This window comes from Alkalibacillus salilacus, assembly GCF_030812915.1.
GTDB classification, from domain to species: Bacteria; Bacillota; Bacilli; order Bacillales; family Alkalibacillaceae; genus Alkalibacillus; species Alkalibacillus salilacus.
Map to the genome: position 1 here is coordinate 338,857 of NZ_JAUSTQ010000002.1, position 22,996 is coordinate 361,852.

22 protein-coding genes and 1 pseudogene are annotated in these 22,996 nt (G+C 37.5%); 2 read left to right on the top strand and 21 right to left on the bottom strand.

The annotated features are described in order from the left end of the window. Positions 1–52: 52 nt before the first annotated feature. Positions 53–169 (top strand): annotated as a pseudogene (locus tag J2S77_RS14430) (excalibur calcium-binding domain-containing protein); the annotation flags it as partial. A gap of 198 nt (positions 170–367) precedes the next feature. On the opposite strand, the gene J2S77_RS04055 reads toward J2S77_RS14430, so the two are convergent. From J2S77_RS04055 to zapA, 21 genes are all read right to left on the bottom strand, one after another. Further along, positions 368–1,168 carry a FixH family protein gene (locus J2S77_RS04055; protein ID WP_306974872.1) on the bottom strand — a complete coding sequence of 267 codons (801 nt, stop codon included), beginning with the start codon at positions 1,166–1,168 and terminating at the stop codon, positions 368–370. 257 nt (positions 1,169–1,425) lie between these two features. Beyond that, positions 1,426–2,028: an XTP/dITP diphosphatase gene (locus J2S77_RS04060; RefSeq protein ID WP_306974874.1), complete on the bottom strand. Its 603-nt coding sequence runs from the start codon at positions 2,026–2,028 to the stop codon at positions 1,426–1,428. Between the two features lie 7 nt (positions 2,029–2,035). Further along, positions 2,036–2,776: a ribonuclease PH gene (rph, locus tag J2S77_RS04065; RefSeq protein ID WP_306974875.1), complete on the bottom strand. Its 741-nt coding sequence runs from the start codon at positions 2,774–2,776 to the stop codon at positions 2,036–2,038. Positions 2,777–2,943: 167 nt separating this feature from the next. Further along, the gene (gene racE / locus J2S77_RS04070) at positions 2,944–3,747 is read right to left on the bottom strand and encodes a glutamate racemase (RefSeq protein WP_306974877.1); all 804 of its coding nucleotides are present in this window, start codon (positions 3,745–3,747) and stop codon (positions 2,944–2,946) included. A gap of 2 nt (positions 3,748–3,749) precedes the next feature. Next, on the bottom strand, positions 3,750–4,157 hold the full coding sequence (locus J2S77_RS04075; protein WP_306974940.1) for a MarR family winged helix-turn-helix transcriptional regulator: 408 nt from the start codon (positions 4,155–4,157) through the stop codon (positions 3,750–3,752). A gap of 248 nt (positions 4,158–4,405) precedes the next feature. Further along, positions 4,406–4,630, bottom strand: coding sequence for a helix-turn-helix domain-containing protein (locus tag J2S77_RS04080; protein WP_167260721.1), 225 nt, complete (start codon positions 4,628–4,630; stop codon positions 4,406–4,408). A 114-nt stretch (positions 4,631–4,744) separates the two neighbouring features. Next, positions 4,745–5,206, bottom strand: a complete 462-nt coding sequence (locus tag J2S77_RS04085) for an acyl-CoA thioesterase (protein ID WP_306974879.1) — start codon at positions 5,204–5,206, stop codon at positions 4,745–4,747. 79 nt (positions 5,207–5,285) lie between these two features. After that, positions 5,286–6,053, bottom strand: coding sequence for a succinate dehydrogenase iron-sulfur subunit (sdhB, locus tag J2S77_RS04090; RefSeq protein WP_306974881.1), 768 nt, complete (start codon positions 6,051–6,053; stop codon positions 5,286–5,288). An 18-nt stretch (positions 6,054–6,071) separates the two neighbouring features. Continuing rightward, complete coding sequence (gene sdhA, locus J2S77_RS04095; RefSeq protein ID WP_306974883.1) at positions 6,072–7,826, bottom strand: succinate dehydrogenase flavoprotein subunit; 1,755 nt, start codon at positions 7,824–7,826, stop codon at positions 6,072–6,074. 53 nt (positions 7,827–7,879) lie between these two features. After that, the gene (locus J2S77_RS04100; RefSeq protein WP_306974884.1) at positions 7,880–8,494 is read right to left on the bottom strand and encodes a succinate dehydrogenase cytochrome b558 subunit; all 615 of its coding nucleotides are present in this window, start codon (positions 8,492–8,494) and stop codon (positions 7,880–7,882) included. A 167-nt stretch (positions 8,495–8,661) separates the two neighbouring features. Then, positions 8,662–10,458 (bottom strand): excinuclease ABC subunit UvrC, encoded by a 1,797-nt coding sequence (uvrC, locus tag J2S77_RS04105; protein ID WP_306974885.1) that lies wholly within the window; start codon positions 10,456–10,458, stop codon positions 8,662–8,664. A gap of 124 nt (positions 10,459–10,582) precedes the next feature. Next, the gene (gene trxA, locus J2S77_RS04110) at positions 10,583–10,897 is read right to left on the bottom strand and encodes a thioredoxin (RefSeq protein ID WP_306974886.1); all 315 of its coding nucleotides are present in this window, start codon (positions 10,895–10,897) and stop codon (positions 10,583–10,585) included. 182 nt (positions 10,898–11,079) lie between these two features. Next, positions 11,080–12,036 (bottom strand): electron transfer flavoprotein subunit alpha/FixB family protein, encoded by a 957-nt coding sequence (locus J2S77_RS04115; RefSeq protein WP_370871780.1) that lies wholly within the window; start codon positions 12,034–12,036, stop codon positions 11,080–11,082. Between the two features lie 27 nt (positions 12,037–12,063). Then, positions 12,064–12,837, bottom strand: coding sequence for an electron transfer flavoprotein subunit beta/FixA family protein (locus tag J2S77_RS04120; protein WP_306974890.1), 774 nt, complete (start codon positions 12,835–12,837; stop codon positions 12,064–12,066). 18 nt (positions 12,838–12,855) lie between these two features. Further along, positions 12,856–13,629, bottom strand: a complete 774-nt coding sequence (locus J2S77_RS04125) for an enoyl-CoA hydratase (RefSeq protein WP_306974892.1) — start codon at positions 13,627–13,629, stop codon at positions 12,856–12,858. A 14-nt stretch (positions 13,630–13,643) separates the two neighbouring features. Then, complete coding sequence (gene fadR / locus J2S77_RS04130) at positions 13,644–14,234, bottom strand: fatty acid metabolism transcriptional regulator FadR (RefSeq protein ID WP_306974894.1); 591 nt, start codon at positions 14,232–14,234, stop codon at positions 13,644–13,646. A gap of 105 nt (positions 14,235–14,339) precedes the next feature. Further along, a complete protein-coding gene (locus J2S77_RS04135; protein ID WP_306974896.1) occupies positions 14,340–16,040 on the bottom strand; it encodes a long-chain-fatty-acid--CoA ligase in 1,701 nt (566 codons plus the stop codon). Positions 16,041–16,582: 542 nt separating this feature from the next. Then, positions 16,583–18,940 carry an endonuclease MutS2 gene (locus tag J2S77_RS04140; RefSeq protein ID WP_306974898.1) on the bottom strand — a complete coding sequence of 786 codons (2,358 nt, stop codon included), beginning with the start codon at positions 18,938–18,940 and terminating at the stop codon, positions 16,583–16,585. Beyond that, entirely contained in the window at positions 18,930–20,654 is a 1,725-nt protein-coding gene (polX, locus tag J2S77_RS04145; protein WP_306974900.1) for a DNA polymerase/3'-5' exonuclease PolX, read from the bottom strand. Before polX ends, J2S77_RS04140 begins: the two co-directional genes overlap by 11 nt. 65 nt (positions 20,655–20,719) lie before the next feature. Continuing rightward, positions 20,720–21,259 carry a CvpA family protein gene (locus J2S77_RS04150; RefSeq protein ID WP_306974902.1) on the bottom strand — a complete coding sequence of 180 codons (540 nt, stop codon included), beginning with the start codon at positions 21,257–21,259 and terminating at the stop codon, positions 20,720–20,722. Continuing rightward, positions 21,256–21,522 (bottom strand): cell division protein ZapA, encoded by a 267-nt coding sequence (zapA, locus tag J2S77_RS04155; RefSeq protein ID WP_306974905.1) that lies wholly within the window; start codon positions 21,520–21,522, stop codon positions 21,256–21,258. The genes J2S77_RS04150 and zapA overlap by 4 nt, the downstream gene beginning before the upstream one ends. A gap of 135 nt (positions 21,523–21,657) precedes the next feature. Between zapA and rnhC the strand changes: the two genes are divergently transcribed. After that, positions 21,658–22,569, top strand: a complete 912-nt coding sequence (gene rnhC, locus J2S77_RS04160) for a ribonuclease HIII (RefSeq protein WP_306974907.1) — start codon at positions 21,658–21,660, stop codon at positions 22,567–22,569. Positions 22,570–22,996: the final 427 nt, after the last annotated feature.

Genomic DNA, 22,996 nt, shown 5'->3' on the forward strand with positions numbered 1-22,996 from the left:
CTCTGGTTATACTGGACCGTATGATCCAAACGGGGAAGACAAAAATTGTGGAGATTTTGATACACATGATAATGCTCAAGCTTTTTTTAAAGCTGCAGGAGGTCCTGACTCCGACCCTCATGGGTTAGATCGCGACGGGAATGGTGTAGCTTGTGAAAGTTTACCATAATACTTGGTACGGACTTTAAATAATTTTCAGTCTTAATAGAAACTCAATCAAAACGCTCAACCCTAGTAAAACAAGGGATTGAGCGTTTTTTTATGATCTATTCTGAAATATAATATTTACATCAGTTAATGATCAAAACTTTATTAAGTTTTTTAACATCTAATAGAAAACATTCATACTAAATAAAATCTCTTGTCATTATTGTTTCTGAACGGTTTCTTCCTGATGTTCATGCAATTCATCTTTTTTGATGTGTGTCACAATTGTAATGTCACTAACTGACAGTCCATTAAAAGTACCAGTATAAAGGCCTTCTTCACTTTCCTCGGCATTTACCCACTCGTGGAGACTTTCATTTTCTGCAGAAGTAATTTCAAAGGTTACAGTGGCATCAGAAAATGGTTGGTTAACTTGGTCAAGTTTACTACTAATATCTAATGTTTGTTCAGACCATTGGGTGTTTAGTGTCGTTTCCACTGTGCTAGCATGATGATGGTGACCTTCTTTATCGCTATGGTTATGACTTTCATCACTTTCCTTATTCTCATTATCTTCATTCACAGTTTCCTCAGCAACTTCATCTTCAGAACCAACTGTTACTTCATGTTTCGGCATAACATGTTGGTCTTTTGCCGTTACATGATATTGAATATGATAAGATCCACTTTCCTCAAATGAATAATCTATTTGATATTTGCCATTCTCATGATGCTCTGCTGTCAACATCTCACTCTCTTCTTTTGAGGCTGTTTTCCATACTTCAAATTCCACTTTTTGAGCATTCGTAACCACTTCTTCGTTATGTGTCACCTTGGCAGAAAGCGTTTGTTCGCCAGCATCTATTTGACTTGGTGTTATAATTTCTATTTCTACTGGCTCAATAGATACTTGATCAGAAGGTGTGTTTGATCCGTTACTCTCATCTTCGCTATCATTTCCTTGTCCACAAGCCGTTAATATCACTAAAGTTATTAGCAGGATCCATATATATCTTTTCATTATTTATCACTCCATTAATCTTGGTCTCTTCCAATATTAACATTATAATCATTTGTTTATTGTGAATTGTCTATGACTTTATTCACAATAGAAGATGCATTGTTATTCATTTGTTTGTAAACTGATATATATTTATACTTTCATTCAATCTCACTATTTATACATCAATAAGATTTTAATAGTCTACGATCATTAAAATAGTTTGTGATAAATTCTAATAGATACTGTACTCCAATCAAAAAACCGTTTTGGATTGTTTAATCCAAAACGGTTTTTAATTGACCTAACATCTGATCAAGTGCATGATGTCGATGGCTTATTTGATTTTTCACTTCTGGTCCAAGCTCTGCTAGTGTTTGGTCGTGCCCATTGGGTTTAAAAATCGGATCATAACCAAAACCATGCTGACCACGTCGTTCATCTATTATGACTCCGTGACATCGCCCTTCAGTAGTTATTGTTTCTTGGCTAGGTTCTGCATAAGCTATAACACATACGAATGATGCTTCACGTGAATCATTTGTAGTCTCATTCAAGCGCGTTAGAACCTTATCTATATTAGCTTCATCATTCTTCGCTTCCCCAGCATAGCGAGCAGAATATACGCCTGGTTCACCGTTTAATGCCTTCACTTCTAAACCTGAGTCATCAGCTAAAACAGGAACTTGATGGCGTTCAGCATAAGTTTTAGCTTTCAATACTGCATTTTCCTCAAATGTCGTACCTGTCTCTTCGACATCATCCATTTCAGGAACTTCATCTTTTAAGCTTTTAACTTTCAAATTTAATTCTGCAAACATTTCATTAAATTCATTAATTTTACCTTCGTTTGTTGTTGCAACATAAATCGTCTGAGTCATCTTAATCCTATCCTTTAATTAAATTAGCGTCATCACCTAAGGCATTTCGTTGTAATTCAAAGAGTGAAGTAATGCCGTCTGTTCCAAGTTTTAACATGTCATTTAACTGATCGTGTGAAAAAGTTGCTTCTTCTCCTGTTCCTTGGATTTCTACAAATTTTCCTTCGTCTGTCATGACCATATTTAAATCAACATCAGCTTGAGAATCTTCTTCGTAACATAAGTCTAATAAAACTTGATCTTCATCATCAATACCAACTGATGTCGCTGCAAGCATGTTGGTAATAGGCATCTCATCAATTAGGTTCTCATCAATTAAACGAGCACAGGCCATTGTAGTTGCGACAAATGCTCCTGTGATGGCAGCTGTGCGTGTGCCACCATCTGCTTGAATGACATCACAATCAACCCAAATCGTACGCTCACCTAATTTTTCTAAGTCAATCACTGCTCTTAGTGCACGACCGATTAATCGTTGAATTTCCATTGTGCGACCTGCTACTTTACCTTTTGAAGATTCACGAATGTTACGTTGAGCTGTCGCGCGCGGTAACATAGCATATTCAGCTGTGATCCACCCTTTTCCTTCACCTTTTAAAAATGGCGGAACTTTCTTCTCAACACTTGCATTACAAATCACTTTCGTATCGCCAACAGTAATTAATACTGAACCTTCTGGATGCTTCGTGAAATTGGTCTCGATCGTTGTCTCACGTAGTTGATCTAATTGACGTCCGTCTTCTCGCATGATTGTCCTCCTTAACATTTATTACTGAATGGCAAAACAAGTAATACCATACTTCATTTATAAATATATTCCTTACCCAAAATTATTTTACCGTTAATTGCATCATCTTACAACGAAAACTATACATTCAAAAAATAAGGCCATACGAATCATTCGTATGCGCCTTATCATAAACTCACTCGATACACTTGACTATTATTAAAATGGAATAATTCATCCTTAATGCGTTTTAATACCGACAAGTGACCAGTCGTTAAAATCGTCGGAATTTGTTCTTCAACTTCTATATCAGTGTTTAACAACTCATAGAAAGCTAGACTCGCACTGACTTCAGCTCCAGTTTCTAAAGCGGATGATAGTACCGTTATGTGATTATTTAAGACTGTTTCGATCAATGGCTGGAGCATCGGATAATGTGTACATCCCAATATTAAGGTATCAATCGTTGGATCATTTAAAATTGGGGATAAGCTTTCCTCAATGACTGCATAAGCTTCATCACTCGTTAGATCACCAGATTCAATTAATGGGACAAAAAGTGGACACGCCACACCTAATGTTTGAATCGACGGATTAATGCTCATTAATGCTTGGTCATAAGCTTGACTTGAAATGGTATTTTCCGTCCCAATGATAGCCACACGCTCTGTTTCTGTCGATTTAATCGCAGCACGAGCACCTGGTTCAATGACACCAATAACTGGAATGGGTAATTGTTCTTTCAGTTCATCAAGTACAATAGCTGTCGCAGTATTACAAGCCACAACTAACATTTTAATATCATAATTTAATAAGTAATTAACCATTTCCCAAGTGAAATGGCGTACTTCTTCTTCTGATTTAGATCCATAGGGGCATCTCAATGTGTCACCTAGATAGATGAATCGTTCTTTAGGTAACTGTCTGTTTAGCTCGTACAAAACAGTTAAACCACCAATACCCGAATCAATCACAGCGATTGGTCTATTCACTTTTACGACTCCTTGTCTTCTTTCTGATTTTCTTCTTGTTGTTTCATTTCCTCAAACAATTGAGTCATCGAACGACGTAAAATTTCCACTTCTTCGACTGAGTAACTGTTTAACACATCTTTTAAATATTGTTGTCGTTTATCAATGACTTCATCAATAATGTCTTTTCCTTTACTTAGTAAATGAATTCGCACGACACGGCGATCTTTAGGGTCACGAATTCGTTCGATAAGTTCGTTTTTCTCCATTCGATCGACTAAGTCCGTTGTTGTACTAAATGCTAAATACATTTTTTTCGATAGTTCACCAATTGTAAGATCCCCAGAATCTAAAAGCCATTGTAAGGCAATAAATTGAGGAGGTGTGATTGGATAATGATTTAAAATTTCACGTCCTCGTTGTTTAACCATATTAGATATGTAACGAACGTCTTTTTCGAGTTCTGCAATCACTTTAGAATCGATCGTTGAATGCAATGGGTTTCCTCCTTAAAATTTAAATATAAACTTTCTCAATCATTTTTATTAATAAACTATTTAATCTTCTCATCATAGTATAACAAAAAATCTGCTTTCAATGGTGTTAAAAGTCTAGAAGTGTTTTTTACCAATACAACCCAACATATAAATAAAAAACCGGCTAATAAATAGCCGGCCAATTACAACTGTATTTCACCAAGCCGAATTAACTCAACAACAGCTTGGGAACGCCCCTTCACTTGTAATTTTTGAATGGTATTGGAAATATGATTTCTGACTGTTTTTTCAGAAATAAACAATTCATTTGCAATGTCCCTAGTCGTTTTGTCTTCTACAAGTAATTCGAACACTTCTCTTTCTCGTTTCGTTAATAAATTACTAGGTTGATATGGTCTTGTGTCCAAGTGGTAACCCCTCCTCCATACAGAAGTGAGCTACTTCTAGCATGAGGAAATGTTTAGTCACCATAGTTTATGACAGATTAAAGCGACGCGTTCGCAACATTTGTCATGGTTTTATTAATTTGTTATTTGATCAGTATTCTGCAAGCGTTCTAATTGATCTTCCGAAAAAGGTTCTGGCTTTTGTTTCTCCGCATGAATTTGTACAACACGACCTCTGCCGGCTAAACAGATATCACCTTTTTCATTTGTCGCCATATAATGAATATCAATCGACGTGTTACCAATATGTGCTGTTTTAACAAAAACGTTAATCTGTTCTCCGAAGTAAATTTGGCTGAGATAATCGCACTGAAGATCACTTACGACAGGTATTTTTGTCGTGTTTTCGTCTAAATCGCCAAACAGTCCAATTTTATTCATATACTCAATACGTGCTTGTTCAAAATATATAAACGGAGACACATTATTGACATGCCCAAACATATCTGTTTCTGAAAAACGAATATCAATTGGTATGTAAAATGAGAAGCTTTCTTTCCATCGCTTAAACTCTTCAATATAATTAGGTGTTTTCATAAAATCCTCCATATTTACTTTAAAATTCTGACAATATTGGTTTTAAAAAAGGGCTGACCTGTGTCAGCCCTAGGAAATCTTAAACGTGATAGTCACTACCGAAGAAGCTCTTAAATGAATGCACAGTTGCTTCACGGTTTAACGCAGCAATTGATGTTGTCAAAGGAATACCTTTAGGACAAGATTGCACACAGTTTTGCGAGTTACCACAATTCTGTAGGCCACCCTCGTCTAAAAGAGCTTCCATACGTTCTGCTTTGTGGTATTCACCTGTTGGGTGTGAATTATGCAGACGAACTTGAGAAAGTGCTGCTGGTCCAATGAAGTCTGAGTTATCATTCACATTTGGACAAGCCTCTAAACAAACACCACATGTCATACATTTAGATAGTTCATAAGCCCATTGACGTTTACTTTCAGGCATACGTTGACCTTCGCCTAAGTCGTACGTGCCATCAATTGGAACCCATGCTTTCACTTGCTTAAGTGAATCGAACATTTGACTACGGTCTACCGCTAAATCACGCGTGACCGGGAATGTTCTCATTGGTTCTAAACGCACAGGTTGCTCTAATTGATCAATTAAAGCTGTACAAGACTGCATCGCTTTTCCATTAATCACCATGGAACAAGCACCACACACTTCTTCTAAACAACCCATATCCCAATAAACTGGAGTTGTTTCTTCTCCTTTAGCATTTACTGGGTTACGGCGGATTTCCATAAGTGCGGAAATTACGTTCATATTATCACGGTAAGGAATATCAAATTCCTCTTCATACGGCTGTGCTTCAGGTTCATCCTGACGCTGAATGATCATCTTAATCATTTTTTGATCTTCCGCCATACATTTTACCCCCTAAGCTTATTTTGATTTTGAATAGTCACGTTTACGTGGTGGGATTAATGAGGTATCCACATCTACATAATCAAAATCTGGTCCATTCTTATCTGAATTATAAGTCGCTTTCGTTGTTTTCAACCATTCTTCGTCATTACGTTCAGGATATTCTGGTTTGTAATGAGCACCGCGACTTTCATTTCGGTTATAAGCACCTTGTGTAATTACACGTGCTAAGTTCAACATACCTTCTAATTGACGAACAAACATAGCTGTTTGGTTAGCCCATCTTGATGTATCATGAATGTTAATATCTTTCGCGCGTTCCATTAGCTCGCCAATTTTCTCATCTGTTTTGAGTAAACTTTCATTTTCACGAACAACTGTTACGTTATCCGTCATCCACTCACCTAATTCACGGTGAATTTGGTAAGCATTTTCAGAACCAGATGTCATACCTAAAATACGTTCAAAGTTTTCTTCTTCAGCTTTAACTTTCTCATCGAACAATTCTTGTGATTGATCTTCAGCTAATTCATCTAATCCATCAATATACTTAACAGCGTTAGGGCCTGCGACCATTCCGCCATGAATACAAGATAATAATGAGTTAGCACCCAGACGGTTACCACCATGAATTGTATAGTCACACTCACCAGCTGCAAATAGACCTGGAATGTTAGTCATTTGATCATAATCGACCCATAATCCACCCATTGAATAGTGAACAGCAGGGAATATTTTCATTGGTACTTTACGAGGATCATCACCTACGAATTTCTCGTAAATTTCCATAATACCGCCTAGCTTAACATCTAATTCTTCTGGATCTTTATGTGATAAATCTAAGTAGACCATGTTTTCGCCGTTAATACCAAGTTTTTGGTTTACACAAACGTCGAAAATTTCACGCGTTGCGATGTCACGTGGAACAAGGTTACCATAAGCAGGATATTTCTCTTCTAAGAAATACCATGGTTTACCATCTTTATAAGTCCAAACACGTCCACCTTCACCACGTGCTGATTCTGACATCAGGCGTAATTTATCATCACCCGGAATTGCTGTTGGGTGAATTTGAATAAACTCACCATTTGCATAAACAGCGCCTTGGCGATATAAGTTAGCCGCCGCTGAACCCGTATTAATAACTGAGTTCGTTGATTTACCAAAGATGATACCAGGACCACCAGTCGCCATAATGGTAGCATCTGCTTTAAATGCACGAATTTCATGTGATTGGATGTTTTGTGAAATAACACCACGAGCCACACCATCTTCATCAATAATGGCTTCTAAAAAGTCCCAACCTTCATATTTTGTAACAAGTCCATTTGTTTCATGACGACGAACTTGTTCATCGAGTGCGTATAATAATTGTTGTCCTGTTGTTGCTCCAGCGAAAGCAGTACGGTGATGTTGCGTACCACCGAAACGACGGAAATCCAATAGACCTTCAGGTGTACGGTTAAACATAACACCCATACGGTCTAACATATGAATTATACTTGGAGCTGCCTCACACATATCTCGAACAGGTGGTTGATTAGCTAAGAAGTCACCACCATAAACTGTGTCATCAAAGTGTTCCCAAGGTGAATCACCTTCACCTTTCGTATTAACAGCACCGTTAATACCACCTTGCGCACAAACTGAGTGGGAGCGTTTAACAGGAACAAGTGAAATCAAATCGACGTGAACGCCTGCTTCAGCTGCTTTAATGGTAGCCATTAGACCAGCCAAACCGCCGCCAACTACTACGATATTTTTATTACTCATATTGAAGTTTCACTCCCTTTTCTACGTTTACTAAAATAAACTAGATCTGTTACTTAAAAAGCAAAAGAAATAAGTGATGCGATTCCCATGTAAGAGAAAATAACGAACACGCCTAATGTGACGTATGTGACAAACTTCTGTGATTTCGGTGTTACCGTTAGACCCCAAGTAACACAGAATGACCATAAACCGTTTGCAAAGTGGAAAACGGCTGAAATAACACCAATAATATAGAACCAGAACATAAATGGTGAACTTAGAATATCGGCCATTAAGTCAAAGTTGATCTCTGTTCCATAAATCGCATAAGCTAATCGTGTTTCCCATACGTGCCATACCACGAAGATTAACGTGAGTACACCTGTTACACGTTGCAACATAAACATCCAGTTACGGAAATAACCATAACGCTTCAAGTTGCTTTTAGCAGTGAAGGCTATATAAATACCATAAATCGCGTGGAATAGTAATGGTATATAAATCAAACCAAACTCAAGTAGTATTCTCAGTGGCAAATTTTCCATGAAATGAGCAGCATTGTTAAACGCTTCTGGACTATATGTAGCAAAGTGGTTAACAACTAAGTGCTGCATCAAAAATAGACCAATTGGAAAAACACCTAAGAAAGAATGAAGCCTGCGATTAAAGAACTCCTTGTTATCCGCCATGTGTGACCCCCCTCATTTGTTGTAAAATGTGACTGTAAATGCATTCAAATACTTTATGCAAAATTTAGTATACATGACATGTTCATTGTACTTCTATCGCGCAAAAGCGTCAAGAAAGTTATGGCTGAATTTGCCACCTTTTGTACGTTAGATTAAACCTTATACCCCTAATGTGTACTAGGTTCGTCAGAATTATGATAAAAGTATTGTTGAATACTTTCTCTAACAGTCTGGGGGATCCCTAACTTACGAAAGTCTTCTTCACTCGCCTCTTTTATGGCGTCAATGGACCTAAAATGTTCCATTAACAATTGCTTACGTTTTGGACCAATTCCTTCAATTTCATCCAACGTTGATTGAATGGCTCCTTTACCTCGTATTTGCCTATGGAACGTAATCGCAAAGCGGTGAACTTCTTCTTGAATACGTTGGATGAAGTAAAATGGCTGACTTTGGCGATCAAGTAAAACGGGCTCAGGTGGTTCGCCATATAATAATTCACTTGTTTTGTGTTTGTCATTTTTAGCAAGACCACACAGCGGAATATCTAGACCCAATTCATTTTCTAAGACATCTTTAGCTGCTGACATTTGTCCTTTCGCTCCATCAACTAATAATAAATCAGGTAAAGGTAAATTTTCTTTTAATACTCGCTTATAACGACGTCGAATCACTTCACGCATCATTTCATAGTCATCCGGTTGATCGACTGTTTTTATTTTAAATTTCCGATAATCGTTCTTTTTCGGTTTACCATCTTCAAAAACAACTAAAGCCGAAACTGGATAAGCTCCTTGAATATTAGAGTTATCAATGGCTTCAATACGATGAGGTGTTTCAATATCTAATATTTCACCCAAATACTCAACGGCTTGAATCGTTCGTTCTTCATTTTTTTCAATTAAGGAAAACTTCTCATTAAGCGCGATCTGAGCATTTTCTTGGGCTAAGTCAATTAATTTTTTCTTTTGACCTCGATAAGGGGTTTTTACTTTAATATCTAAATAGTCTTGAATCAATTCATAATCTGTACCGACTGGCACATTAACTTCCTTCGGTTTAATATGATTAGAATGAGTATAGAAACTTGCCATAAAGCTAATAAAAGCTTCCGAAGGTTCGTTATAAAATGGAAAAATCGAAACATCCCGTTCAATTAATTTACCTTGTCTCACAAAGAAAACTTGAACGCACATAAAGCCTTTATCATACGTATAACCGAATATGTCGCGATCAGTTAAATCGGTTAAATCCATTGTTTGCTTTTCCATAACGGCTTCAATATGCTCAATTAAATCTCGATATTCTTTGGCCTTCTCAAAGTCTAGTTGCTCTGAGGCTGTTTCCATTTTCCGCTTAATATCATTTTTAATTTCCTTATGTCCACCATTAAGAAAACTAGCGATTTCCTGGACTAATTCTTGATTCGTTTCCTTACTAACAGGATGTTCACAAGGGCCTAAACACTGACCAATATGATAATACAGGCAGACACGCTTTGGCATCACATTACATTTTCTGAGTGGGTACAAACGGTCTAATAACTTTTTCGTTTCACGGGCAGCCGATACATTCGTATACGGACCGAAATATCGTCCTTGGTCCTTCTTAACATTTCTTGTAACGATCAGACGTGGATGACGTTCGTTAGTGATTTTTAGAAATGGATAGCTTTTGTCATCTTTCAGCATAATGTTGTATTTAGGATCATGCTTTTTGACTAAATTCATTTCAAGTATTAAAGCTTCCATTTCTGAACCTGTTACAATATACTCAAAATCAACAATTTCATTAACTAAACGTTGTGTTTTAAGATCATTTGCGCTCGTAAAATAAGATCTAACTCGGTTCTTTAAAATTTTGGATTTGCCTACGTAAATGACTTCATCCTTATGGTTCTTCATTAAATAACAGCCAGGTTTGTCGGGCAAAATTTTTAATTTTTCTTTTATTTGTTCATTCATTGTTACACCTCAAGGTTGATTCTCAAAGGTTTGTTTTAAATTGAAGGAATGAGCGCTTAAGAGATCGTTGTGGTGAAAATAAAGAGCTAACTCACACGGAGTCAGCCCTTTCTTTATTTAAAAGTTATGCGTTTTTCTCTACAAGTTCTTCAAGTGCTTCTTTTGGTTGGAATCCGTGAGCTTGATCAACTTGTTCGCCATCTTTAAACATAATTAGTGTTGGAATGCTCATAACACCATATTTTTGAGCTGTTTCTTGGTTTTCATCAACATCTAATTTAACGATTTTCACTTCATCATTTTTTTCTGAATCAAGTTCTTCTAGTACTGGGGCGATCATTTTACAAGGGCCACACCAAGCTGCCCAAAAGTCAACCAATACTAAACCTTCTGAAGTTTCTTCAGCAAACGTTTGATCCGTAGCGTTTACAATTGCCATATATAATTCCTCCTATAAACTATCAATTTCAAACATAGTATAGCATGTTCTGAGTCACAGTTGCCAATACTTTGTTTGTTCAAAGATCATGAACCTTTCAATTATTATTACAACATAAAAACCCCCCATGCAAAAAATATTCTGCTTCATGCAATAAGGGGGGTAGCTTAATCAGTCTATATTTATAAAGCTTTTACTTCTTCAGTTAATTTAGGGATCACATCAAATAAGTCACCAACAATACCATAGTCAGCCACGTTAAAAATGTTAGCTTCAGGGTCTTTGTTAATCGCCACAATAACTTTAGAGTTAGACATACCTGCTAAGTGTTGAATGGCACCTGAAATGCCTACAGCAATGTAAAGATCAGGTGTTACAACTTTACCAGTTTGTCCAATTTGTAGTGAATAGTCACAGTACCCAGCATCACAAGCGCCACGTGATGCACCAACTGCCGCACCAAGCTCATCGGCTAGTTCATAAAGTGGTTCAAAACCTTCTTCGCTTTTCACACCACGTCCACCTGCAACGATGATATTCGCTTCTGATAAGTCGACACCTTCAGATGCTTTACGTACCACATCTTTAATAATCGTACGTAAATCCTTAATATCAACTTCTATCGCGTTAACGTCACCAGAACGACTTTCATCTTTCTCTAATGGTGGAATGTTATTTGGACGAATCGTAACAAATGTTAAACCGTCTTTTACTGTTTTCTTCTCAAATGCCTTACCTGAATAAATTGGACGTACGAACTCTCCACCATCAACATTTGTAATATCTGAGACAAGTCCAGAGTCTAATTTATTCGCTAAACGAGGTGATAAGTCTTTCCCTGCCGAAGTATGACCCATGACAATCCCGTCTGGATCTTCCTCCTCAATTACCGCCATCGCTGCTTGTGTGTAGGCGTCAGATGTGTATTCTTTTAAATTGTCGTGTTCAACAACCACTGCACGGTCCGCCCCATATTGAATCATTTCATTTGCTAAACTTTCTGTATTTTGATCGGCTAGTACGACACCGACAACTTCTGCATTCTCATCAATTTGTTTTGCAGCTGCAATCGTTTCATATGAAAGAATACGTAATTCGCCATCTCTTGCTTCGCCAAACGCTAAAAATGTAGTCATAATTATATTCTCCTTTCAACACCTGTTTGATTAAAGTACTTTTGCTTCTGAACGTAATAACGACACGAGTTCTTTAACTTGGTCGTCTGTTTCACCTTCTAACACTTTGCCTGCTTCTTTTTCAGGTGGAAGGAAAACGTCCGTTGTTTCTGTTTTCGCTTCAACGTCATCTTCATCAAGGTCTAAATCGTCTAACTCTAACTCTTCAAGAGGTTTCTTCTTGGCTTTCATAATTCCTGGTAGTGATGGGTAACGCGGTTCGTTTAAACCTTGTTGACATGTAACGAGTAATGGAAGTGAAGTTTGTACTTTCTCCTCATCACCTTCAACATCACGTACAATATTGACCTCTTCACCATCAATAGAGATCTCTGTAATAGTTGTTACATACGGCATGTCTAGTTGATCAGCCACACGCGGACCTACTTGGCCACTTGCTTGGTCAATCGCAACATTACCAGCTAGAATTAAGTCAACTTCTTTATCTTTCAAATATGTTGAGATAATCGTTGACGTTGTATATTGATCACCGTCTTCTACGTCATCTTCAATATTAATTAACACAGCTTGATCTGCACCCATAGCAAGAGCGGTACGTAATTGTTGCTCTGAGTCTTCATCACCTACAGTTACGACTGTTACTTCACCGCCGTGTTCGTCTCGTAGATTAATAGCTTCTTCAATCGCATATTCATCATAAGGGTTAATAATAAATTCAGCACCCTCTTCTTCAATGGCACCGCCACTAATTTGAATTTTCTCTTCTGTATCAAATGTTTTCTTCATCAGAACATAAATGTTCATACAATGACCTCCCTTAATCTATTGATCTTTAAAGTTTGGTTGACGCTTGTTAATAAAGGCATCTACACCCTCTTGAGCATCTTCATTACCAAACACATTACCAAATTCTTTCGCTTCTTGATCTACACCTCTATTAAATTGAGATGTATGGGCATAAGGTAATAGTTTCATAACTGCATGAATCGAAGGGCCGCTCTTGGCTACAATTTTATCTGCTAATTGATCAGTTGCTGATTGTAGCTCAACATCTTCAACAACACGATTAACTAAGCCATAATGAGCTGCTTCGTCTGCAGATATTGGTTCTCCTGTTAAGATCATTTCATATGCTTTAGGTGTCCCAACATATCTCGGTAAGCGTTGTGAACCTGCGAAACCTGGAATAATCCCTAAGTTCAATTCAGGTAGCCCGAGTTTCGTTTCTTTAGTAGCAATGCGCATATGACATGCCATCGCCAGCTCTAAGCCACCACCTAAAGCAGCGCCATGGATTGAGGCTATGACAGGGATATGAAATTGTTCAATACGATTAAAGAGTGCTTGGCCTTTCTCAGCTAAGCTTTGGTAATCATCTTGTTTCTGAAAAGAAGTGAACTCTTTAATATCAGCTCCTGCTGAGAAGAATTTCCCTTCACCTTGTAAAACGATTAGTTTAATCGATGAATCCGCTTCCACATCATTCAAGACTTGTTCTAAGTCTTTTAAAATCCCTGATGATAAAGCGTTAGCAGGAGGACTTTGAATTGTAACATAAGCTTTTTGTCCTTGTTTTTCCCAAGATAAGTGCTCCATCCTATCAGCTCCCTTTAACTATGATCTCTTAGTCCATTATAAATTAAATAATGCACTTCTTCAGCTTGATCCACTAACGAATAGCGTTGCTCCTTCATCACCCAATTGGTGACGACCTCGTCTAAAGTTCCAAACAATACTTGTCGTACTAATTTCACATTCAATTGGTTTTGAAAAGTGCCATCTTCCATTCCTTCTTGTAAAATCGTATCCATTAGTGCTAGATAACCTTTAAGGACATCGTTAATTTTTAACCGTAAGTCTTTGTTAGATTGTCTTAATTCTAATTGCGTGACAATAGCTAAACTCGGATCTTCGGACAGTTGAGAAAAATGCATTTCGATTAATTTATATAATTTTTGATCAGCTTGTTCGGTTTGGTCAATTTCGTGTTTGATTTTTGATACAAACTGTCCCATTTTCTCTTCAAACAAAGAAACTAATATGTCTTCTTTGTTTTTAAAATAAAGATAAATGGTCCCATCAGCGACACCTGCTTTTTTCGCAATTTTGGATACTTGTGAATGATGATAACCGTTTTCCGCAATTACTTCAACAGCAGCATCAAGAATCAGCTTGTATTTTGGCTTTGATTTACTTTCCATAGTCAACTGCTCCTATCACGCATAAAAATAAAACAAAAAATAGGTGAATGAATGGTCATTCACCTATTATAATATAGTCAATTTTTAATTGTGTCAACTACTGATTCATTCTGCATGTTCAGCCTGCATTTTTTCTTTTTCCTCATCAACTAACTTACGGCGTAGTATTTTACCGACAGCTGTCTTAGGTAATTCATCTCTGAATTCATAAAGCTTTGGCACTTTAAAAGCCGCTAAATTTTTGCGACAGAACTGATCCAGATCATCTTCTGTAAGTTCAGCACCATCTTTTAAGACAATGTAAGCTTTCACTGTCTCACCACGATAAGGATCTGGAATACCAGCCACCACAGCCTCTTGAATACTTTCATGTTCATATAGAATTTCTTCTACTTCACGTGGGTAAATGTTAAAGCCACCGGCAATAATCATATCTTTCTTGCGATCTACGATATAGAAAAATCCTTCTTCATCCATATAACCCATATCGCCTGTAAAAAACCAGCCATCTTGTAAGACTTGATCTGTTTCTTCCGGTCGTTTCCAGTAACCTTTCATCACTTGTGGCCCTTTGACACCAATTTCACCAACTTCTCCTATTTCCAACTCATCATGGGTGTTAGGATCAAAAACAGATGCATCTGTATCTGGCCATGGGACACCGATTGTGCCACTTCGACGATTTTGCCAAACAAAATTTGAATGCGTGACAGGAGATGTTTCTGTTAAGCCATAGCCTTCAACTAGCCGACCACCCGTTACAGATTCAAATTGTTCCTGAACTTCAACAGGTAATGGAGCCGATCCACTAATACAAGCCTCAATCGATGATAAATCATATTTATTTAATTTCGGATGATTTAATAAACCAATATAAATCGTCGGCGCACCTGGGAATAATGTTGGCCTTTGTGAATCAATTGCTTTTAACACATTATCCACATCAAATTTCGGTATCAAAATCATTTTCTGCGCCATCATAATCGACATATTCATCACAGTTGTCATACCGTATACGTGGAAAAATGGCAGAATACCTAATATTGTTTCTTTACCAAACTCTGTTTTATACAACCATTTTTCGCTCATTTGCGTATTAGAAACAAGATTAAAATGCGTTAACATGACCCCTTTAGGATAACCAGTTGTTCCTCCAGTGTATTGTAACAACGCTAAATCTTCTTCAGGGTCAATATTATGTTCAACATATTCATCAGAAGCTTCTTCTAACATAGTGGTCCAAACGTGAGTATCACCGCCATGTTCTGGTTTAACAACCATTCCATATTCGCGTTTTTGAAGCATCGGTTGAATCATGTTTTTCGGAAATGGCAAGTAATCTTTAATACGCGTTGTAACGACATGGTTAAGGTTGGTTTCCTCTTTGATAGCGTTTACACGCGGAAGTAAAATATCTAAACAAACGAGTACTTTAGCTCCTGAATCCTTCATTTGATATGACAATTCGCGTTCAGTATACAAAGGATTCGTTTGAACAACAATACCTCCAGCTAATAATGTTCCGTAATACGCTATAACTGACTGTGGGGTGTTCGGCAACATAATGCCAACACGGTCATCCTTTTCAATACCTAATTCTTGCAAATAACTTGCAAATCGTTTCGCTGAATCAGCCACTTCTGAAAAAGTTATATCTTTCCCCATAAAATGAATAGCTACTTTATCAGGAAAGTTTTCTGCATTTTCAACTAAAAAGCTTTGTAATGTCCGTTTGTCATAATCAATGGTCGTCGGTACTTCCTCAGGATAATGTTTCAGCCAAGGCTTTTTCAATTCAACCCCCATAATTAACATCCTCCTTTAAACATCTATTTATAACTATTATAAACACAAGTTGACACAAAATTAAAACATTATTTATTATTTTGTGAAATTTCTGAAATAATATATTCTAAAAAATGACTATGATCACCTGCAAGATCATCATAGTCACTTAATATAGTATATTAGTTCATCACGACAAATAGAATACCGACAATCACAAAAAGTGCTGCAACCACCCATAAAACTTTCGCTAGTGTTTCCATACTATTCTCGCATCCTCTCTTTAACCATTGGCTCTGTTAAAGGCCGTTGTTGAATTGTGTTCCGCTTTCGGTGGACGCTTTCCGCGGGCACGGCTCAAGCCTCCTCGGCAACTGAAGGAACTTCGGCTAAATGCCGGACGTCCTGTCCGAACGCCGAAGTGACCCACATCCTGTGGCCCTCTGGGGGTCTCGAGACTCGTGCTATTCCCGCAGGAGTCGCCACCTTCGCTCCTCACAATTCAACAACTAAGTGCTACATCATTAAAAATCAACACTAAATTTTAACAGAAACTTAAACCATTAAGCTAATTTTAAGATCGTCACACCTGTTCCACCTTCGTTGGCATGTCCAAATTCACTGCCTTTAATCGAACGATGCTCTTTAGCAAACTGTTGAACACCTTTCATTAAGGCCCCAGTTCCTTTACCATGGATGATTGAAACTTTATGATAACCAGCTAATAAAGCTTCATCAACATACTTTTCAAGTTGTTGTATAGCATCTTCGTAACGTTGACCACGAAGATCTAATTCAGGTTTAACATGAACTTGTCTTCCTTTAACAACTGGTGACGGCTTCGTTTTCTCTGGCTCTGGTCGATTGACAAACTCTAATTGTTCTTTAGCGACTTTCATTTTCAAGACGCCAAGCTGAACTTCATATTCCTTATCATTCACTTGTTGGACAATCGTACCTGCCTGATTAAACGTTTTAACATGAACTTCATCTCCAGGCTCCAATGATTGTATGGATTTAGCCGATTCAACCTGTTCTTCTTGCTTATCGGAACCTTTTAAAGCCGCTTTTTGTTGATCTAGCTTCGTTCGTGCTTCGATGAAATGATGATCTTTCACTGAATGCTCATCACGTAGCTGTTTTAGATCATCTAAAATTTCCTCAGCTTCCTCACGAGCCTGATCCAATACTTTTTCAGCTTTTTCTTTCGCTTTCACTTCATATTGCTCTTTCTTATTCAAGTATTGATTGTATTCATGCTTTAAACTACGATAAAAGTTTTCAGCTTCTTCTAAAATTTCGGCTGCTTGTTCATAATCACGTTCTGCCTCGTGTCTAGATTGTTCAAGAGAAGCGATCATATTCTCGACTGATCGAGAATCATCACTCACCATCGACTGGGCTTTTTCAATAACGGTTTCACTTAAGCCAAGCCGGCGCGAAATATCAAATGCATTACTACGACCTGGTACGCCTATTAGTAAACGATAAGTCGGTTGTAACGTCTCAACATCAAATTCAACAGAAGCATTGGTCACTTCGTCACGATTATAGCCATAAGCTTTTAACTCTGGATAGTGTGTCGTAGCAATAACACGTGCTTTTTGTTCAATAACATAATCAAGAATAGACATCGCAAGTCCTGCACCTTCTTGTGGATCAGTTCCTGCGCCTAATTCGTCAAAAAGCACTAAACTGCTCTCAGTCACTTGATTGAGTATATCAACAATATTTGTCATATGAGAAGAGAACGTACTTAAACTCTGTTCGATCGATTGTTCATCACCAATATCAGCAAAGACATGATCAAAAACAGCCAATTCACAACCATCTAATGCTGGAACCTGTAAGCCTGTCTGTGCCATAAGCGTACAAAGTCCGACCATTTTTAATGCTACTGTTTTACCACCTGTATTGGGTCCTGTAATAACGATGGCTGTGTAGGTGTCTCCTATCTCGATATCATTACTCACAACATCTTCGTCTTCTAATAATGGGTGACGTGCTTGGCGCATATTAATATATCCAGCCTCATTCACAGTCGGCTTAGCTGCTTTCATATGGCGCGCTAGTTTCGCTTTAGCAAACATAAAATCAATCTGTTGCAAGGCATTAACATTTTCACGAAGAAATTCACCATCCGCTTGAATGCGTTCGGATAAAGCTTTTAATATCCGTTCAATTTCATGTTGTTCTTCTACACGAGCTTCTTGTAATTTATTATTCATCTCAACGACTGACTGTGGCTCAATGAACAGCGTTTGGCCAGATGAAGACTGATCATGAACCATCCCACCAAAGTGACTACGATATTCTGACTTCACAGGTAGGACATAACGATTATTACGAATGGTTACAATCGCATCAGACAACATCTGACTTTTGGATTTCGTAAACCCTTCTAATCGATCACGTACACGACTTTCATACGACCTTATCTGACTACGGATTGTACGAAGCTGACTTGAAGCCCCGTCCATCACATGGCCATAATCGTCAATACAACTTCTAATCGATCGCTCTAATTGATGAAGATTCGAAATTGATTCTGTTCGTTCAGTTAAGATGGGAATTTGGAGTTCTTCTTCCTCATCAAAATTAGCCACAAATTGTTTAAGCTGTTGTCCACCATAAATGGTGCTAGCAACATCTAACACTTCTTGAGCAGATAATAGACCACCAATTTCAGCACGTTTAACCTGAGGTCGAATATCACGAATTCCACCTAAAGGAATATGACCCTTTAACCGTAAAATTTGTACCGCTTCATCTGTTTCACGTTGCCAAAATTGAATCTCAGACAATTCTGTTGAGGGTTTCATTTGATTAACTTGTTCTTGTCCTAAGCTGGTTTCAGCTTGGGCACTTAATTGTTCTATAATTTTAGGATACTCTAATTGTTTCAAAATTTTATTGTTCACTTGACTCACCTTTTTTCTTCATCAAAAAACGTTGAACATGTTCAAGCGGCCATGTATTAATGACCGTTTCTGGTTTAATCCAACCTTTTCGGGCTGCCTGTACACCTGTACTCATATCATCTAACATACGATAATTGTGCGCGTCAGTATTAATCGCAATAGTTGCGCCACGGTCTTGAGCAATTTGCAAATAAGACCACGCTAAATCCAGGCGATTCGGATTAGCATTAAGTTCAATAATGGTATTATGTTCAACTGCTAAATCAATAAACCGTTCTATATTAACCGGATAACCGTTTCGCCTGCCAATTAATCGCCCAGTTGGATGTGCAATCATATGAACATACGGATTTTTGATTGCTTGTTCTAATCGCTTCATAATCGTTTCTTCATCCTGATTGAAGTTCGAATGAATCGAAGCAATGACGAAATCAAGTTCTGGTAAGAAATCATCATCAAAATCAAGTGTGCCATCTGGTAAAATATCCATTTCGACTCCAGCAAACACATGAATATCGTCATACTTTTGATTGATTTCGTCAATTAACTGACGTTGTTGACGCAATCGCTTCTCATTTAATCCATTAGCCACTTGTAAGTACTTAGAGTGATCGGTGATTGCGATAAATTGATAGCCGTAACTTCTTGCTCGGTTCACCATTTCATCAAGTGATTGCGCCCCATCACTCCAAGTCGTGTGCATGTGCAAATCACCTTGGATATCATTAATCGAAACAAGTGCAGGAATAGAGCTGTCTACTTCTTCACCCGTTTCACGAATTTCAGGTGGGATATAATCGACTCCGAGATAGTTGAAAAATGATGTTTCATCATCAAATGTTTTCACGTCTCCTGTTTCAACGTTTTCAATTCCGTATTCGCTGATTTTATAGCCTTGTTCTTTCGCTAAACGGCGCATTTCAACATTATGGTCTTTTGAACCTGTAAAATGGTGCAATGTCGTAATAAATGCTTCAGGCTCTACCAGACGGAAGTCTACTGATAAACCCCATTCACTTTCTACTACTACCGTAACTTTAGTTGACCCCTTAGCTTCAACCGCTTTTACAATCGATAGCTGAACTAATTGCTCAGCCACATTTTCTGGTTGGTTCGTCGCAATAATAAAGTCTAAATCTTTCACATCTTCACGTAATCTTCTGAAACTACCTGCAATAGCATAGCGTTCAATCGAAGCAATCTGATCCAATTCAATTACAAGAGCTTCATACGTTGGAATAACACTTGAAAGCGGTAGTCGCTCTGGGCGTGTTCCCTGTTCATCCAATGCTTTAAGAATTTTTTCAACGGACTTCTTACCGAAACCACTTAAAGCTTCAATATCACCACGATCAGCCGCTTCTCGTAAAGTCGTTTCATCTTGCACATTAAGTTCATGATAGAGTCTTGAGAGTTTCTTACCTCCTAGACCTTGTACATTTAATAAAGGAATTAAACCTTCAGGCACTTCTTTTTGTAATTGCATAAGGGTTTCTGTTTCACCATTAGTAATATATTCTTCAATAACCGCTTTTGTTCCTTTGCCCACTCCTGATAAAGATCCAATATCCTCAATCTCATCTAGTGAACGTTCATCACGTTCAAGCGTTTGTGCCGCTTTTCGATATGCGGAAATTTTAAATGCATTCTCACCTTTTAGTTCTAAATAGACAGCAATTGTTTCTAGATGCTTAATCACTTGTTTTTTATCCATTTCATCTACCACCTTTATAAACAATCTCACAAAGAAAAGAGGTTGTCACTCATGACGAACCTCTTTTAAGCGTCTTGTTCAAACCACGCATTCTTAAGTGCTTCAGTTAAAACAGGTGTATGTTCAATCATAAACGACGCTATTATTGAATCTTGAATAATACTTTGCACGAAATCTACTGATAACAAAGAAATACCAAATAGTAAGATGAAGATAATAATATACGTTTCAATAAAGCCTAGGATGGCCCCTAATAAATTATTCACACTATTTAATATAGGCATATTAGCTACGAAATCAAGCATATTCGCAAGAACCTGCATCAAGATCTTTACAATAATAAATATAAGTATGAAAGCAACACTGTTATAAAAAGCATCAGAAATGCCGTTTACAGACAATGCTTCCGCCCAGAAGTGGCCTTCATCCGCCTCAGGGTTCGGAACCCATAATTCAAGCATGCCAGCTAAATCGCGGTAATAAAGATAAGCGACAATAAAGGCTACCATGAAACCTGTTAGATGTAGTATTTGTAAGACGAAGCCACGTTTTAATCCAATTAAAAAGCCTAATATAAAAATAATAATTAAAATTAAATCAATCATTTCTTGCGATCCTCATTCCTATGGTTTTGTATAAGTGCATCATAATCTTGTTTTAATTTAAGATAATCATTCATTGTATTTAGTGCTGTCAAAACGGCGAGCTGTGTCGTATCATAAGACGGATTAGCGAATTGTATTTCATCCATCTTCTGATCAACTAAGCTTGCGACCATTTTAATTTGTGAAGGTGATTCCTCACCAACAACTGTATATTTACGATTATGAATATCAACTGTAATTCTATTTTTTTCATAATCCGACATCAGGAAGGCCTCCTCACCGTTATTCTAAACCATATCGTAACACGATTTAATCTATTTAGGAAAGTACTCAAAAGATGTGAATACCTATTAATCACATGATATACTATAGCCATTGAATCATAAAGGAGTTAAACCATGGGACAAACCGTTATTAAGGCAGATCAACAAACACTCGATAAAATGGATAAACACTATGAAAACACCAAAGTTAAAAAACAACCTCCACACACCGTTTTTGTTGCAAAGCAAACTAATGTGACCATAACAGCCTATCAATCAGGTAAGGTGTTATTTCAAGGTGGCCATCACGCTGAAGAAGCTTCTAAGTGGGACACCAACCCTCAGACGCAGAAAAAACAGCATAATGTTGAAAGTCATTCAAAGGCTATTTTAAACCAAGATCACATTGGCTCTGATGAAGCGGGGACAGGCGATTATTTCGGTCCAATTACAGTAGCCGCTGTTTATGCAGACGAAAGACAACAGGCTCTATTAAAAGAATTGGGCGTTAAAGATTCTAAGTCCATGAATGACAGCACGATTTCATCTATCGTGAAAAATATTCTTGAAACAGATATTATTTATAGCACCGTGACTTTAAACAATGAAAAGTATAATCAACTTAAGAAACAAAACTGGTCACAAACGCGGATGAAAGCTTGGATGCATCATAATGCGATTGAGCATGTGATGAATAAGTTAGACCAAATCACCCCAAGCGGTATTGTGATTGACCAATTTTGTGAACCTGGCATTTACTACAATAAAATTAAAGCGTCGGATGCTACGCCACACAGTAATATTACCTTTTTAACGAAAGCAGAAAGTCAATCAACATGTGTAGCAGCGGCTTCTATGCTGGCTCGTTATCGTTTCGTCCAAGAAATGGATCGACTTTCTAAAAAAGCTGGATTCACGTTACAAAAAGGGGCTTCACAAAAAGTGGATCAACAAATTAAACGATTAATGGATTCGAAAGGTGAAGCGTTTTTAAGTCAAATTGGTAAAGTCCATTTTGGTAATACTCAAAAAGCAAAAAAACTATAAAAAACGGGCGGCTTCAACGAAAGAAGCCGTCCGTTTTTCGTTTAATATACTACTAGTTGATCAGCGTCTTAGCTTCTAATCCCAACGCAATAAAGGATTTATCATCGAGTTATATCACTGTATCATCGAGTGATGACGATTTTCCATCGAGTTCAGTCGCTATATCATCGAATGATGACGATTTTCCATCGAGATTGAATCAAATATCAGCGATTTAGCTTCGAATACGAGCGCCATAGTTAAATTGTTAGTCAAGTCCATAATTATGTGTAAAATACATGGCAATGAAATTCAACTCTTGTCATTGATTATTTATGTGTTATCGCGATGAAGTGGGGATGGCGAGGGACGAGCCATCCCCACCTCATCGCGTCATTTCATTTGTTTTCCCAGATCCTAAATTTTTTAGGATTATGTTTGATGATTT